Annotated in this window: 18 protein-coding genes and 1 pseudogene; 7 read left to right on the top strand and 12 right to left on the bottom strand. The window is 61.0% G+C overall.

All coding sequences use genetic code 11. From position 1 onward, the window contains the following. Window positions 1-39: 39 nt before the first annotated feature. The 6 genes and pseudogenes from MUN23_RS21545 to MUN23_RS21520 form a co-directional block, all read right to left on the bottom strand. The gene (locus tag MUN23_RS21545; protein ID WP_248761039.1) at window positions 40-231 is read right to left on the bottom strand and encodes a hypothetical protein; all 192 of its coding nucleotides are present in this window, start codon (window positions 229-231) and stop codon (window positions 40-42) included. 297 nt (window positions 232-528) lie between these two features. Further along, entirely contained in the window at window positions 529-786 is a 258-nt protein-coding gene (locus MUN23_RS21540; RefSeq protein WP_248761038.1) for a chemotaxis protein, read from the bottom strand. Window positions 787-859: 73 nt separating this feature from the next. Next, window positions 860-1,153, bottom strand: a complete 294-nt coding sequence (locus MUN23_RS21535) for a helix-turn-helix domain-containing protein (protein ID WP_248761036.1) — start codon at window positions 1,151-1,153, stop codon at window positions 860-862. A gap of 2 nt (window positions 1,154-1,155) precedes the next feature. Next, entirely contained in the window at window positions 1,156-1,416 is a 261-nt protein-coding gene (locus MUN23_RS21530; protein ID WP_248761035.1) for a hypothetical protein, read from the bottom strand. Then, complete coding sequence (locus tag MUN23_RS21525) at window positions 1,409-2,014, bottom strand: DNA-binding protein (RefSeq protein ID WP_248761033.1); 606 nt, start codon at window positions 2,012-2,014, stop codon at window positions 1,409-1,411. The genes MUN23_RS21530 and MUN23_RS21525 overlap by 8 nt, the downstream gene beginning before the upstream one ends. Before the next feature lie 65 nt (window positions 2,015-2,079). Beyond that, window positions 2,080-2,559 (bottom strand): annotated as a pseudogene (locus MUN23_RS21520) (single-stranded DNA-binding protein); the annotation flags it as partial. A 143-nt stretch (window positions 2,560-2,702) separates the two neighbouring features. On the opposite strand from MUN23_RS21520, the gene MUN23_RS21515 reads away from it, so the two are divergent. The 7 genes from MUN23_RS21515 to MUN23_RS21485 all read left to right on the top strand — a co-directional run bounded on the left by MUN23_RS21515 (window position 2,703) and on the right by MUN23_RS21485 (window position 8,722). Further along, window positions 2,703-3,791, top strand: a complete 1,089-nt coding sequence (locus MUN23_RS21515) for a tyrosine-type recombinase/integrase (RefSeq protein ID WP_248761030.1) — start codon at window positions 2,703-2,705, stop codon at window positions 3,789-3,791. A 22-nt stretch (window positions 3,792-3,813) separates the two neighbouring features. Beyond that, on the top strand, window positions 3,814-4,113 hold the full coding sequence (locus MUN23_RS21510) for a helix-turn-helix transcriptional regulator (protein WP_248761028.1): 300 nt from the start codon (window positions 3,814-3,816) through the stop codon (window positions 4,111-4,113). A gap of 314 nt (window positions 4,114-4,427) precedes the next feature. Further along, complete coding sequence (locus tag MUN23_RS21505) at window positions 4,428-5,786, top strand: hypothetical protein (protein ID WP_248761026.1); 1,359 nt, start codon at window positions 4,428-4,430, stop codon at window positions 5,784-5,786. A gap of 140 nt (window positions 5,787-5,926) precedes the next feature. Beyond that, the gene (locus MUN23_RS21500) at window positions 5,927-6,235 is read left to right on the top strand and encodes a hypothetical protein (RefSeq protein ID WP_248761025.1); all 309 of its coding nucleotides are present in this window, start codon (window positions 5,927-5,929) and stop codon (window positions 6,233-6,235) included. A gap of 129 nt (window positions 6,236-6,364) precedes the next feature. Further along, window positions 6,365-6,892: a GNAT family N-acetyltransferase gene (locus tag MUN23_RS21495; RefSeq protein WP_248761023.1), complete on the top strand. Its 528-nt coding sequence runs from the start codon at window positions 6,365-6,367 to the stop codon at window positions 6,890-6,892. 373 nt (window positions 6,893-7,265) lie between these two features. Continuing rightward, a complete protein-coding gene (locus MUN23_RS21490) occupies window positions 7,266-8,063 on the top strand; it encodes a TIGR04255 family protein (protein ID WP_248761022.1) in 798 nt (265 codons plus the stop codon). Beyond that, window positions 8,060-8,722 (top strand): helix-turn-helix transcriptional regulator, encoded by a 663-nt coding sequence (locus tag MUN23_RS21485; RefSeq protein ID WP_248761021.1) that lies wholly within the window; start codon window positions 8,060-8,062, stop codon window positions 8,720-8,722. Before MUN23_RS21490 ends, MUN23_RS21485 begins: the two co-directional genes overlap by 4 nt. Before the next feature lie 411 nt (window positions 8,723-9,133). Here MUN23_RS21485 and MUN23_RS21480 read toward each other — a convergent pair whose 3' ends face one another. The 6 genes from MUN23_RS21480 to MUN23_RS21455 form a co-directional block, all read right to left on the bottom strand. Beyond that, entirely contained in the window at window positions 9,134-9,319 is a 186-nt protein-coding gene (locus tag MUN23_RS21480) for a hypothetical protein (protein WP_248761020.1), read from the bottom strand. Between the two features lie 327 nt (window positions 9,320-9,646). Next, the gene (locus MUN23_RS21475) at window positions 9,647-9,952 is read right to left on the bottom strand and encodes a hypothetical protein (protein ID WP_248761019.1); all 306 of its coding nucleotides are present in this window, start codon (window positions 9,950-9,952) and stop codon (window positions 9,647-9,649) included. 14 nt (window positions 9,953-9,966) lie between these two features. Beyond that, window positions 9,967-10,683: a single-stranded DNA-binding protein gene (locus MUN23_RS21470; RefSeq protein WP_371876049.1), complete on the bottom strand. Its 717-nt coding sequence runs from the start codon at window positions 10,681-10,683 to the stop codon at window positions 9,967-9,969. Between the two features lie 5 nt (window positions 10,684-10,688). After that, on the bottom strand, window positions 10,689-10,955 hold the full coding sequence (locus MUN23_RS21465; RefSeq protein ID WP_248761017.1) for a glutaredoxin family protein: 267 nt from the start codon (window positions 10,953-10,955) through the stop codon (window positions 10,689-10,691). Window positions 10,956-11,057: 102 nt separating this feature from the next. Beyond that, entirely contained in the window at window positions 11,058-11,366 is a 309-nt protein-coding gene (locus MUN23_RS21460) for a hypothetical protein (protein WP_248761016.1), read from the bottom strand. Window positions 11,367-11,622: 256 nt separating this feature from the next. Continuing rightward, complete coding sequence (locus MUN23_RS21455; RefSeq protein WP_248761015.1) at window positions 11,623-12,975, bottom strand: ParB/RepB/Spo0J family partition protein; 1,353 nt, start codon at window positions 12,973-12,975, stop codon at window positions 11,623-11,625. Window positions 12,976-13,393 lie beyond the last annotated feature (418 nt).

Genomic DNA, 13,393 nt, shown 5'->3' with positions numbered 1-13,393 from the left:
AGCCCTGCCGGGGACCATCTGCGTCTTGGGTGCAACGTTCTAGAAGAGTGTGGGGGCGTCGGGGTCCGCCCCGGTAAGCAGGGCGCGGATGCGGTCCTCGCGGTCCCGGCCGTGGGCCCGGGCCTCATCGCGCAGCATACGGGACCGGTCAGCGAAGAGTGCGCGGGAAAGTCCGCGCCAGCGGAACATCGATCCGTTGGAGTCCCTGCCTTTGGCGAGACGGTCAGCCATGTTCTCCCGATTCGTTCCGGGACCCAGATCCGAGTCCGCGCCGGTCGTCGCCCGGACGCAGAGGCACGTCACACCGGTGCATCAGGTCCCCAAAGGAATCCAGGGAAACGCCGTGCACCAGATGGAACGCGAAGCGGTGAGGACGTACCGCCTGGGTGCGTCCATCAGCGTTCAGGGTAAAGCGGGCCGTACCCGTCATCAGAGACCGCCCCGGTGAACAGCCAGCAGTCATTCGGCCGCGGGCCCTTACTGACCTTCGCCCAGAACCGTTCTGCCGGGGCGGGACTCATCGCCTGGTCACCAGCTGCGCCAGCGCAGTTCGAGCTTGTTGGCTGCAAAGAAGAATCCTGCCATGAACAGGAATCCGGGGATGGCCTGGGCGAAGCCCTGGCCGATCCAGAAACCGAGCGCTGACAGCAGGGCGATCACGCCGGCTGCCTTGCACAGAAAAATCAGGATGCCCTGCCCGGCCAGGACCGGATGGGTGAGCGCGTAGATGATCCAGCCCACCAGGGCCACAGCTGCGAAAGCTGCCAGAAAGATCAAGATGAACATGGTCCAGGCACCTCCGCAGGAATCTCATATGGGCTCGCTGCGCTGAATCCTTCGGGTACGGCGTTTACTCCCATTAGCCGTCGTCCTGTCCCGTGGGTACTTCCACATTGCCGGCGGCGATGCGCTCCTGCGTCTCCTGATAGCAGCGTTCCAGGTAGTCCGCGAGGTCGTCTTCGCTGACGCGCCACATGCGGCGGCCGCCGAGCTGCAGGCCGCGCAGCTCCCCCGACGAGAGCAGGGCGTAGATCGTTGGCATGCCCACGTTCAGGATGTCCTTGACCTGGGACAGAGTCAGCAGGTGCGCGAACCTTGGTTTTTGCGGTTCCGGCGCTGGCATCGCTTCGATGTCCTTACTACCTTTCGGCATGCTTACTTTTCCTCGTTCCGGTGTCGGATTTCTTCGCGGGTGCGCCGGCCCGGGCGGAGTTCGCCCGCGGGTACCCCCGGCCATTTTTTGCCGCCGTTGTATTTGCGCTGCAGCCGCTTCACTTCCCGCAGCGTCGCCGCCTCGATCAGGTCGGTGATGGACGCGTACCCCTCGAGGTGGCCGGCTTCCTGGACGGCGGCCCTGACCTGGTCTGCGTCCGCTTCGGTGAAGTACGGCGAGAACGATTTGTTCTTCTTAGGCACCGGGGGCCTTCGTCTCGGGGGCGACGCGCTGCAGCAAGGCGTTGTGTACCTTCTCCAGGGTGGTGCTGCGTGCCTCGGCGCTAGCGAGCTTCTTCTCCGCCTCCGCTGCCGCCCCGGCGGCAGCGCGTTCTGCTGCGCGTGAGGCCTCCAGTTCGGCACCCAGGGCGGCCAGCTGCTGCCCCAGCGCCTGCGCCTTGGACTCCAAGGCGGTGACGCGGGCCTGAAAGTCGGCGGTCGCGGCTTCTCTCTCTGCGGCTGCCTTGTCCAGGTCCGCCACGAGCTCGGCGATTTCCAGGTCTTTGTCTTTGCGTTCCTGCGCCCAAACCGCTTCGACGGCGGTGTGCCGTTCGGCCGCCTGGGTGGAGGCCTCGGCCCAGCAGGCAGCGGCGAGCCGGCTCGCTTGTTCGAGCAGGGCCGGCGGTGTCGCGGCGACCTGTCCGCCGGCGGCGAGCTTCTCCTCCGACCATTCCTTCAGGTAGCGGGTGGCGTCCGCGTTGCTGACGCTGGCTGCGGCACGGACCGTGGAGACGGTCGGGCGGCGCTCGGCGCTGATCTGCTCGGCGGCGGCAAACACGCGGTCTTTCACACTCGACGTCATGGCGTCTTCTCCCAAAGAGTAGTAGGAGTAGTAACGATACTACTCCGACTACTACTATTCAAGCTCTAGAATGGGGGTTCAGAGTCGGGGCCGTTGCCCCAGCCGCCAGCGTTGCTGCTGGTCTGTGGCGTGGCCCAGGGGTCTTCCTGCGGGGCGGATTGACCACCCTGCCCGGCGTTGCCCTGGTTGCCGAAACCGCCGGCGCCTTGTCCGCCCTGGGCACTGCGTTGGGTTCGGTTTATCTTCGCGTTGGCGTATCGGAGGGAGGGGCCGATTTCGTCCACTTCGAGTTCGATGACTGTGCGCTTCTCGCCTTCCTTAGTCTCATAGGACCTGCTCTTGAGCCGGCCCGAGACGATGACGCGCATGCCCTTCGTCAGGGACTCGGCCACGTTCTCGGCAGCTTCGCGCCAGACAGCTGCGCGGAGAAACAGTGTCTCGCCGTCCTTCCATTCGTTGCTTTGACGGTCAAAGGTCCGGGGTGTAGAGGCGACGGTGAAGTTTGCCACCGCGGATCCCGATGTCGCAACTGTCGTGGGTTCGTTTAGTCCTGCCCTGCTAGGCGGGGCCTCAAGCCTTGAGCTGAGGCCTTTCTCGCGAAATTGCGACGTAATGAAGTTCCTTCAGGATTCCTGACGTATATAGTTGTTTCCTGACAATCTTTCATTCCTGCCGAAGTGAGGCACCTGTGGTTAAGCTGGCGGTTGTTCGCCCGGCCGCGACCAGGCGTTCCTTGTCGCCGCAGGAGTTGGACGATCTCGAGCAGGAGTTCGTGGACCAGTTCGCGCTGGCAGCGGCGGCTTCGGGCATCACGGACGACCATATCGCGCAGGAACGCTCTGTGATCTTTGCGTTCCTGCATTTCCTCGGCAACTACGTGTGGACTGCTCGGCCGGAGGACGTCGACGGGTTCCTGAACCGGGAGCGGAAAGTACGGGGACTTGCCAACAGCACCGTGCATGGCAAAGCCGGTACCCTCGCGCGCTTCTTCGATTTCCTGACGAGCCGCTACCAAGGTGAAATCCATAAGCTCACCGGTCATGTGGTGACTCAACCTGTTGACGAATTCAATCGGCCTGCGAAGGCGGACTACGGCGGCATGATCCGGGTCCCTCCCTCCGGAAACGAGGTTGAGGCGTTGTTCTCAGGCTGGCGTGAAGCGTTGCCCGATTCACGCAAGTACCTGCCAGCGGCCAGGGACTATCTCGCTGCGTCGCTGTGGCGCCGGGTTGGGCTGAGGATCAGCGAAACGGTCATGCTTGATATCCGCGATTGGCGGCCGGATCTGGGCGAGCGGGGCAAGCTGCATGTTCGTTTTGGGAAAGGCAGCAGGGGTCGCGGGCCGAAGACGAGGATGGTGTCGGCGATCAACGGCGTCGACAGTTTGCTGAACTGGTGGCTCTCCGACGTGCGTCATCAATTCGGCGACGATTGGGTGGATCCCGATGCGCCACTGTTGCCGAGCGAGCGGCGGGATGCTGAGCTCGGGCGCAACGGCCGGGCCGGGGATGACGCGCTGAGGTCCGGTTTCGCCAGGGCGGTGAACCTGTGGCTGCCGGATTGGTCCGGCCGGCTTACGCCCCATGGGATGCGCCATTTCTGTGCCTCGTCGATGTATGAGCGTGGAATGGACCTGAAGGCCATCCAGGATCTGCTCGGGCATGAATGGCTTTCTACCACCACCCGCTATATTCACGTCCACGACAATCATGTGGAAGCCGCATGGGCCGTGGCGAACGATCGCGTCGCATTGCGATGGGGAACCGGAAAGAGGTGAACGGATGCGTTGGAACCTACGTATGAAAGCTGCCGAACGAGGCGTCTGGAAATCGACCGAGCTGCGTCGACGGTTGGCCGAAGCCGGACTCGAAATCAGCGCCGGGAAGATGTCGGCCCTGTGGACCGGCGCCCCGACGTCCATCCGCCTGGACGACCTCGACGTCATCTGCCATGTCCTGGACTGCGAGCCAAACGAACTACTCATCCGGGAACCCGACGCGGTAGCTGCCCGCCGCCCTGTCAAGGAGAACACCGCCGCGGCCGGCGGCCAGGCCATCACTCCCAGACTTGGCCGGAACCGCAGCCTTCCGCCCGCGTGACCGCACCACGAACGTGCCCGAAATGCGGTCAACGTCCGGTCGCAACAGCGCGTGATGCATTCTGCCACCAGTGCCTGCCCGGCGGACCGTTCTCCCCGCCGCCATGCCGCCGGTGCGGGTCCACCGAGCTGTATTTCTCGGGCGGACTCTGCCAGCGGTGTCACCGCTTCGCACCCCATCTGATCGACAGCTGCCTCGACTGCCTCGGCTGGGGAGTCACCCGGACCAGCGGATGGATCTGCGAGGGATGCAGAGGCTGGCGCCGCCGCTTCCCGATCGTCAGCCCATGCCAATCCTGCGGTGAAACAAAAGCATTGAGCGCTGACGGCTTCTGCCGCCTCTGCTACCGCACTGCCGTAGGCGCCCGCCCCCACGGAACCGGCCCCAGCATCATGGAGATGAACCGGCACGGGCAGCAGCTGTTCTTCGTGGACCTGTTCCGACAGAAACGAAGTCCTGCTGTCCGCACAGCACCTGCGAACCCTCCATATCACCGGTATCCGGTGACCCACAGACAGCTGACCCTGATAGACCTACCCCGGGACCTCACTCGGCGCCACACACCTCTTAGTCCGCCGGACCCCGGCTTCGCCCTGGCACTTGATCACGCCGCCCGCGACCATGCCCTCGCGCATGGGTGGACCAAGACACGGCTCAACTCAACCCGGCAAGGACTCCGGGTCCTGGCCTGTAGCCAAGACACACCCGGCGCCGCAATCAAGGCCAGCCAAGTCGCCGAACTTGATCAGGGCCTCTTCAACCGCCAGCCGATTCTGGAGGTCCTTGAGGCAGCCAGCCTGCTTGAAGACGACCGGGAGCCATCAATCGTGGCGTGGTTCGCCAACCAGATCGCCGGCCTTCCAAGAACCATTGCCGATGAGGTTCAGGCATGGTTCGAAACCATGCTGCATGGAAGCAGCTCGGCCCCACGATCGCGGCCGCGGGCACATGTGACCATTCGGATCCGCGTCACTTACGCGTTGCCGGCCATAAGGGCCTGGGTCGCTGAAGGCCGTGCTTCACTTCGCGAAATCTCCCGTGACGACATCGACCGGATGCTGCCGAACCAAGGTAGCAGGCGGGCGCTGACGGGGACCGCCCTGCGGTCGCTGTTCCGCACTCTCAAAGCCAAACGGCTTGTCTTCACTAATCCCACAACCCACACCAGGACGGGTAAGCCTGAGACGCGCACCCCGCTGCCCATCGACGAAACTGCCCTCCGGGCCGCCCTCGACTCCGACAACTCGGCGCGCACGGCGTTGACTGCGCTGATCGGATACCACGCGCTGCGCAGCGAACAGGTCCGTTCCCTGCTGCTCACAGATGTCCGCGATGGCAGGATTCACCTTCCTGGCCGGACTGTGCTGCTGGCAGCATATGTCCGCCAAAGCCTCGCTGCTTGGCTGGACTATCGGAACACCCGCTGGCCGAAGAGCACGAATCCCCATTTCTTCATCAACAAACAGAGCGCAGTTCGCACGACAGAGGTCAGCCGTTTCTGGGTCAACAGCACTCTGGGCATGTCGGCCCAAGCCCTTCGCGAAGACCGGATCCTAGATGAAGCCCGAGCGACGCAGGACATCCGCAGACTCTGCGATCTATTCGGCCTCAGCGTCAAGGGCGCCGAACGGTATCTCAGCACCCACGATCACCCGTTACTAATGGACAAATAGGCGTGGGATCCGTGGAAACCCGGCGATCTGGGGAATCGACTAACTGATCAAAGTCGAAGTTGCTTTCCGAACCATATTGTCGGCCCGGGCAGCTAAGTTGATCATGACCGGCTTACCAACGAAGTTCTTGGGGGACCAAAATGACTATCTACTACTTTGACTCACGGGGCAGCTGGATCGCCTTCCGCAGCAGCGCGACCGACAAAAACTTGTTTAGTCCGAGCGCGAAATGGGTTGGTTGGCTTGCCTGGGACAACGACGATGTTTGTGGCGTCTCGACGAAGAGCTACCTTGGAACCCTCGTCGGAGACCGCTTGATAAAAAAGGTACACGCCCCGTCACGTTTTACTCCGTTCACACCCTTCACCCCATTTACCCCCTTTACGCCCTTCACTCCGTTTACGAAGCCTTCAATCGTCATGCCCGCGGGCTTCACAGATGTGTCCTGAACCGGGGTTCGGTGGGCGGAGAGAGTTGATGCGTCAAGGATCGATACATGAGCACTTAGGACAGTTCGAGACTGATCGGTCGGGCCTCAGGTCACGCTTCAATGGCCCGAATGAGAGGCGTTGGAAGTCATGTCTATCAAAGTAGACCGCTTCAACTCAGACCCGGACAGGGCCGAAATCGAAGCTTTTTTCGCAACTCACATCGACGATGCGAATAGATTCCCATTACATCTGCGGTCGACTGATCCGCTGAAGGGTTTTCCATCATTTATCCTGGCTGTCCGCGACAGCAACGGACTGGCCGGTGCCCTGCACGCGGGGGCTGCGGCCGAACAGATACAGGCGTACGTCAGTCATGGCCTGCCACCCCGGGAGGTAGATAAAGGCATTCGGGACCATGCCATGATTTACAGTCTGGCAGTACGTGAAGAAGTCCGGAGGGCCGGAATCGCCCGAGCACTAGTAAACGAACTGCTCGACCAACTGCACGGTTTTACACGGCTATACGGTGTGACAGGGCCGCGATCATCGGCTTTCTATCATGCCTGCGGTTTCACAGTGCTTCCGCCTGGCGCAGCCATCGCCCTACACATTGGAAGAGCGCAGGTAAACATTCCACTGTCCGGGAAGGACTCTTGGTTCAGTATGAACCTGTAGGGCGGAGAGAAGCGTCTCATAGAGAGGCACGGGGTTCTTGTTGGTGTACTGCACTCCACGAAAACGGGCGCCGGCAGAGTATTGCAGCTCATTGCCTCGCACGAACCGCCACATTGAGCTCACGGTGGGTACGTCCCGCTCATGGTTCCCACGGGAACAGCGAACGGGGGAATCTGGACGGCGCGAACCTAGGTCGCACTGATCTATCAGCCCCGGGTACACATCATTCCCGTACCTCTGGGGAACGTCTAGTCTTGTTCATCCGCTGGCCTGCGTAGGCACGTGTTTGTCCTGAATCTGCAACGCTGTGAATAACCTGACAGTATTGCTGATTCGGTTACCGTTTTGGTTTCTGCATGAGTATCATCAAGACATGAATCAGCGTGAGGTTTACCCGAGTGCGCCCCTGGTATCAGTATCGTTTGAGCTTCGTCATCCTCAATCAGAGACCCTGACTCCTCGGCAGAGAACACTCTTCAAAGACCTATTGAGTAACGAGCTGCCCGTGATGCGCACCCAGCAGTTCGCCTCCCAGACGATCGAGTTTGGGCCCTCAGGTCCCGTGACACAAGTTCAAACGGAGGAGTACCCAAAATACTTTGACCGCCAGACGACTATCGCCGCGTCCCTGTTGAGGGGCTCGACCATTGTGGAGACAACCCAATACCCAGGCTGGGATGACTTCAGCGAGCTCCTCTTAAAAGTTTGCAACGCGCGAAACGAAGTGTCTCCCATCGATGGAGTTGAGAGAGTCGGACTGCGATACATAGATGAGATTCGCATACCCGACACTGACGACCCAGAGTGGAGCGAATACTTGATCCCTTCGCTTCTGGGACCTCACGTCGAAAATGATCCAGACCTTCCCTTAACTCAGTGGCAGGGCGTCGCCGTTTACGGTCCCGAACAGGGCCGCTCGCTGGTTATGAGGCATGCCACAGGCGAAGGGTTTGCTGTGGACCCCAACGGAGAGCTACGAAGGAAATCTCCCGCCTACCCTGGCAAGTTCTTCATGCTTGACCTCGACAGCTTTTGGGTGCCCGAATCGGGGGTCCCCGTGTTTTCAATGTCCCTAATTAGGGAAACCGGGGAGACACTGCATGCACCTGTCCGTGAGATGTTTGAGCAGTGCATTACAGACCGTTTGAGAAATGAGGTGTTTCGAAAATGACCAGAGTCATTTCAGCTTCAAGGCAGCAGCAGACTTCCTCTGTCGACCCGGGGACAGCGACCCCTAGCGTGGCCCTGCCGCAGATTGATATCCCGACCCGTATTTCAGCTCTGAAAATCACTGAACAGGCCCGCCACCTTGTCACCAAGGTAACCACTCTGAACAACGACGTCCGAGAAACCCACGTGGGCGCCCTGACCCATGAATGGGTAATCCTAACCAGCCAACGAGCTGTGTTGGGTGCGCGCGAGCTGCTAGAACTTCTGGCCGACCAAGGATTCGCCTGGCGAGACATCGCTCGAATGATTGGGGTGAGTGTTCCTGCCATCCAAAAGTGGCGCAAAGGTGAAAAAGCCTCAGGCGAGAACCGCCACAGACTTGCCCGCCTCGTGGCCGCTCAGGATTTGATTGCCTCGCAAGGCCGGATTCAAGATATCGAGTCCTGGTTCGAGATGCCCATCGCGGAAGGAATCCCCGTCACTCCCATAGACATGTGGGCTGCCGGCGAGACATTCCTGGTCCTTGAATACGCGAGCGGGAACCTGAACCCGGACGAAGCACTGACCCGCTTAGACCCGTCGTGGCGAACCACTTACGAATCACCGTTTGAGACGTTCCGCGGGGAAGACGGTCAAATGTCCATTAGGTCGAAAGGCTGAAACTGAATGTCTGCAAAAGACCTCGAGGCGCCCGGAACTCGGGAGGCACCTGATTGGGCTTCTATGTATCGGGCACGGGGGGACGAGGTCTCTGAAGCGAGGCCGACATTCACTGGCGACATCTTCGAAAACGTTCCAGTCGGCTTCGGGGATACCGGGTCACAAATAACGGCGCTGGTACTACAACATCCGTGCGCACTGCGCACGGATGGGGTAAATCTAGCTCCTAGGCTGCTCGTAGCTGAAGTGCGCGCATCCTCCGTGATCCCCTTCGGCGAGTGGAAGGGGAGATACAAACTCATGCCTCTTCCGGAGCTGAGCAAGGAGAACGGTCACTTTGCTGCGCATCTGCAGCAACCATATTTAGTGGAAGCTGAAGCGTTGCATCGCAGTAACCGGATTGCGTGTATGTCACAGGTAGGAGTAAATCTGCTGCTCCAGCGTTGGGTGCACCACAACAGCCGAGTAATCGTTCCCACATTCGACTACCAAGTCGTCACCGCAGCCCAATTCGAAGAGGCTGATCTCATTGAAGAATGGTGCGACGATCGAGTTGCTGATTCCGCCGATATCGCCGCTGAAACAATTGGTGCCCATACTTGGCTTCGCGGAGCCTCGACCAGCCCTGGGAAACGTTGGCAGGATCTATTGGAGGATCCTCAAACCCGCGCGATAGTACGGACCGCTATGCGGAGACACATCAAGGAACTTGATACGAGGGACTCGTCAAGCATCTCGGAAGCATGATGGAGAACATCTAATTGGAGATTAGGACAAGGGGCAATCTCGATAGGTGCACGTGTCGCCGAATCAACTACGACTGTAGGCTCCGAGCATGTCAGAGTCCAACGGGCGCAAGCGCGTCCAGCCGCGAATGGCACGTGGATCCTGGCACTTAAGTTTTTTTGTGGAGTTCTGCTTAGGCTAGGCCTCGGTGCTATTCAGTCTTGAACCCGCGGATCCTTCCCGTTTTGTTTCACGGCGTCTGATTTCCTCGCGGGTTCGCCGGCCCGGTCGGGCCTGCCCGGCCGGGATGCCTGCCCATTTCCGGCCGTCATTGTACTTTCGCTGCAATCGCCGAAGTTCCCGCAGGGTGGCTGCTTCAACGAGTTCGGTGATCGAGGCGTAGCCTTCGAGGTGGCCGACAGCGTTGAGTGCGGCTCGGATCTGGTCCGCGTCCTCTTCAGTGAAGTACGGCGAGACGGACTTTGTCTTCTTGGGAAGCGGCATTCTGGGCTTTCAACTCACGACACAGGGCTAGTGCCTGCAGGGTTGGCGATCTTGCCAAACCACGGGTCATCGTCGGCGTAGCCGCCAAGGTCAGTGGCGACCTGGTCCGTGGGATGTCCGTTTTGGCTGGTGGGCGTCGGCGTGGCCGGGCGGTTGGGTGTGGCTGCCGTGTAGCGGAGAGACAACCCGATTTCGTCGACCTCGAGCTCGATCACGGTGCGCTTCTCCCCCGCTTTCGTCTCATATGTCCGGGGCTTGAGCCTCCCGGAGACGACGACCCTGGAGCCCTTGGTCAAGGAGGCAGCGACGTTCTCGGCCATCTCCCTCCACGCCGACGCGCGTATGAAGAGAGTGTCCCCGTCCTTCCACTCCTTGGACGCCGAATCGAACGTCCGGGGCGTTGAAGCGATGGTGAAGTTCGCGACCGGAGTGCCTTCGGTTTTCCCGAACTCACGGGAAACTGTCGTGAACCGCAGTTCGGGATCGTTGGTCAGGTTTCCGATGACGGTGATCGTGGTTTCTCCGGCCATGATGGTGGGTGCCTTTCGAGAGGTATTCCGGGTGTCGTCGTGGTCCTCATACTCCGTCCATTCCGGGTACGGGAGATAGTGGTCCACGAGGGGGACGTTGATGTTGCCTTCAGGGTTGGCGTCAAGGCCGAACCATTCGTCATCTCCGAATTGGTACCGGGGGCTGAGCTGGAACCGCTCCCCCTCCACGGTGCCGGACATGGCGCTCACGCAGCCTTGTAGTTCATGCCGGCCTGCACGAGCCGGTCCCGTCGAAGCCCTGACCAGTGGTCCTGGTCATCGGAGTTGTTCACCACGACCGGCGCCTGGGAGTAGCCGAGCTCTGCGGTGATGTACTCCAGGGCGGCGGGGACTTCGGTGATATCCACGGACGTGTAGGTGATGCCCTTGGCATCGAAGTAGTCCTTCGTCCGGTCGCAGTTCGGGCACTCAGGTTTGGTGTAGACCGTGTAAGCGGTGGGTGAGGAAGTCATTTTCAGTACCTGGTTTCGTATCAAGATTAGTTTCGTTCGCCTGTCTGACTTGCTGCTTCTATTCTATCAATCATTCAACTGAATGAATAGGTCTTTCACCGCCTATTCTAGGTACTTTTGGCCGTAATTCTTTGGTGTCATTGCCGCTTTCGCACCCATGGTGGGGCCGTCAACTGACAGGCGTGTAGCCGCGCCGTTCGTGGTCCTCGGAATAGAGCCGCCCTGGATGCCGGCCATGCCCGTGACCGTAGCAGCCGGCACCTGGTGACCACCGATGTTCACTGTGTCGTCCATGGCAGCTTTTCGTTTTTGAGTACCACTGCGGGTGGAGGCTGTCCATGATCGCCGGTTGCCCGTGGTGACGTGCCGGAGGTTGGTGACCTGGCGGGGGTCTTCGATGGTGAGCTGCATTCCCCTGGCAGACTGCTGCGCTGTATCCAGGGATGGCCGCCTATCTGTCGCGTTGAAACGGCGGTCTGCCGCTGGTGACCACGGGCAAATGCTGCCATCGGTTGCGGCGGACCGCCCGCGATTCTCACGGTTACGGTCCTCGTGTTCCCGTCCCGGGCGGTCTGGGTTTTTCCCAGTAGAATGTGGGGAGAAGAAAGCGCGGAGCCTAGTTACTTCGAATATCTAGGGTCCGCGCTTTTTCTATGCCCGGTGCGGGTTACTTGCCGCTGTCGATGATGATCTGTTCAACCTCGGATGCGGTGTATCCCCATGTGACGAGCTGGTTGAGGTAGTCCCGGTGGCTCTGGTGCGGTGAGCGCCATGAGTCTTTGGCGATGGTCTTTTCGTATCCTGCGCAGATGAGCGCGATCAGGGAGACCTCGGGGCGGGTGGTGGTTTTGGCGACGTGGTTCCGCAGCGGGTCCCACGCCCATGCGTTGGATTCTTCGACTTTCACGCCCAGCATGTCCGTTGCCACCTTGCCCTCGTAGCCGCTGGCGGTTTCGGGGTGGTGGGTGATGGCGTGGACGGTGAAGTACTGCCAGCCCTTGGGGGCCTTCTTCCTGGCCAACAGCGCCGCCACCCATTCACGGCGTACCGTCGTGGCTGAAAGCATGGCCTTGTTATTTTCCATCAGGGTCCGGCGTTCGGCTTTCTGCTCGTCGGTCATCGGCCCTTTCTGGGCCGTGGTGCTGCCGTCGTAGCGTTCATGCTTGGCCGTGAAGCCAAGTTCCTGCCATCCGATGATGACCGGCTTGGCGTGGTGCTCGCCCCGGTAATCGCTGGTGATCACGTAGGCGTTGGCGTCCTCGTCGGTCGCTTCCTCCCCGTCTGCCCGGCGTGCGGCCGAAACGTAGAGGTTTTCCTCGTCCTGGTAGTGACCGGCATCTTCGACGATGGTCTTTCCTGCCGCTTCCATCTCCGCGATCAGCGCGGCGAGAGCTTCGGCGCGGTCGCGGCGGTCCCGCAACTGCTGGGCCACGTGGTGGAGCATGTCCGGTTCATCCGCAATGACCGATTCCAGTTCCTCGGTCGCGACCTGATCCCCTTCAAACTCGGCCACGATTAGGGCTTCCTCGATGGTGCAGCCCTTGCCCAGGGCGGCGGTCCCGGCGTCCGTGGACTTGGCTTTCAGAGCGTCCACGACGGTCGTCTTGGTCCGCCCGGTTTTCTTGGCGATCTGTGCCGCTGAGACCCCGATCAGGGAAAGCTGGTGGTACGCGTCGGCCTCGTCCGCCTCCGTCAGCTCGGAACGCTGGATGTTCTCCACGACCTGCGTGAGGATCCGGTCAGCTTCCCCGGGGCTGTCCATCACCATGACCGGAATCAGGGGCCGGGCGGCTTCGACGGCGGCGCGGGTGCGGCGCTGTCCCATCAGGACGTGCACGGTCCCGTCGTCCTTGCGGTGGGCGATCACGGGTTCAAGCACGCCGTGTTCCTTGATGCTGGCCACGAACGAAGGAGTCAGGGCCGCGTCCTTGCGCACGTTCACGTCCACGGTCAGTGTGGCCGGGTCCAGCCATTCCAGCGTCGGGGCCGTGGCGGCGGGGTTTTCTGCGATTGCAGTCATGTGGTGGTGCTCCTTGTTTCATCGACACGGGTGAGGGGGCTGTGGAACTGTGCCAGCTGCTGCCCTTCTCCCCCCGTTGTTTTTTGGTTGCTGGCAAGCTCGCTTGCTCGGTGGCCGACGGAGCCCTGTCTACCCGCAGGGCAAGGCGCGGGAAATTCTCCGGCGGAATAAGCGACGAAGGAGCGCGTTGGGGAAGTTCCCGGGCCGCAGGCCCCGACGAAGGAGGGGCTAGACGGGGTGGAGCGGACGCCTAGAATCCGGAGGACAGCAACCAAAAAACGTCGAAGACGTAGCGAACAGGGCCTGGACCGGCGGAGCTCGGCGACGCCCGGGCCTGGACCGGAGCAGGCGGGAGCGCAGCGGACGGCCCTTCTCTTAGTTGCAGCGCAGCGGAGACCAGGGCGAGCCCTGCGAGCCT

The organism is Pseudarthrobacter sp. SSS035 (genome assembly GCF_023273875.1).
Taxonomy (GTDB): Bacteria; Actinomycetota; Actinomycetes; order Actinomycetales; family Micrococcaceae; genus Arthrobacter.
Note: the sequence above shows the minus strand (reverse complement) of the source record. Positions and strands in the feature narration are given on the sequence as shown.

What these genes read in the sequence shown, in the direction of transcription:
- MUN23_RS21545 (WP_248761039.1), bottom strand. Translation starts at nt 231, where the DNA reads ATGGCTGACCGTCTCGCCAAAGGCAGGGACTCCAACGGATCGATGTTC.
- MUN23_RS21540 (WP_248761038.1), bottom strand. Translation starts at nt 786, where the DNA reads ATGTTCATCTTGATCTTTCTGGCAGCTTTCGCAGCTGTGGCCCTGGTG.
- MUN23_RS21535 (WP_248761036.1), bottom strand. Translation starts at nt 1,153, where the DNA reads ATGCCGAAAGGTAGTAAGGACATCGAAGCGATGCCAGCGCCGGAACCG.
- MUN23_RS21525 (WP_248761033.1), bottom strand. Translation starts at nt 2,014, where the DNA reads ATGACGTCGAGTGTGAAAGACCGCGTGTTTGCCGCCGCCGAGCAGATC.
- MUN23_RS21510 (WP_248761028.1), top strand. Translation starts at nt 3,814, where the DNA reads ATGAAAGCTGCCGAACGAGGCGTCTGGAAATCGACCGAGCTGCGTCGA.
- MUN23_RS21500 (WP_248761025.1), top strand. Translation starts at nt 5,927, where the DNA reads ATGACTATCTACTACTTTGACTCACGGGGCAGCTGGATCGCCTTCCGC.
- MUN23_RS21495 (WP_248761023.1), top strand. Translation starts at nt 6,365, where the DNA reads ATGTCTATCAAAGTAGACCGCTTCAACTCAGACCCGGACAGGGCCGAA.
- MUN23_RS21490 (WP_248761022.1), top strand. Translation starts at nt 7,266, where the DNA reads ATGAATCAGCGTGAGGTTTACCCGAGTGCGCCCCTGGTATCAGTATCG.
- MUN23_RS21485 (WP_248761021.1), top strand. Translation starts at nt 8,060, where the DNA reads ATGACCAGAGTCATTTCAGCTTCAAGGCAGCAGCAGACTTCCTCTGTC.
- MUN23_RS21480 (WP_248761020.1), bottom strand. Translation starts at nt 9,319, where the DNA reads ATGGGCACCAATTGTTTCAGCGGCGATATCGGCGGAATCAGCAACTCG.
- MUN23_RS21475 (WP_248761019.1), bottom strand. Translation starts at nt 9,952, where the DNA reads ATGCCGCTTCCCAAGAAGACAAAGTCCGTCTCGCCGTACTTCACTGAA.
- MUN23_RS21470 (WP_371876049.1), bottom strand. Translation starts at nt 10,683, where the DNA reads ATGTCCGGCACCGTGGAGGGGGAGCGGTTCCAGCTCAGCCCCCGGTAC.
- MUN23_RS21465 (WP_248761017.1), bottom strand. Translation starts at nt 10,955, where the DNA reads ATGACTTCCTCACCCACCGCTTACACGGTCTACACCAAACCTGAGTGC.
- MUN23_RS21460 (WP_248761016.1), bottom strand. Translation starts at nt 11,366, where the DNA reads ATGCAGCTCACCATCGAAGACCCCCGCCAGGTCACCAACCTCCGGCAC.
- MUN23_RS21455 (WP_248761015.1), bottom strand. Translation starts at nt 12,975, where the DNA reads ATGACTGCAATCGCAGAAAACCCCGCCGCCACGGCCCCGACGCTGGAA.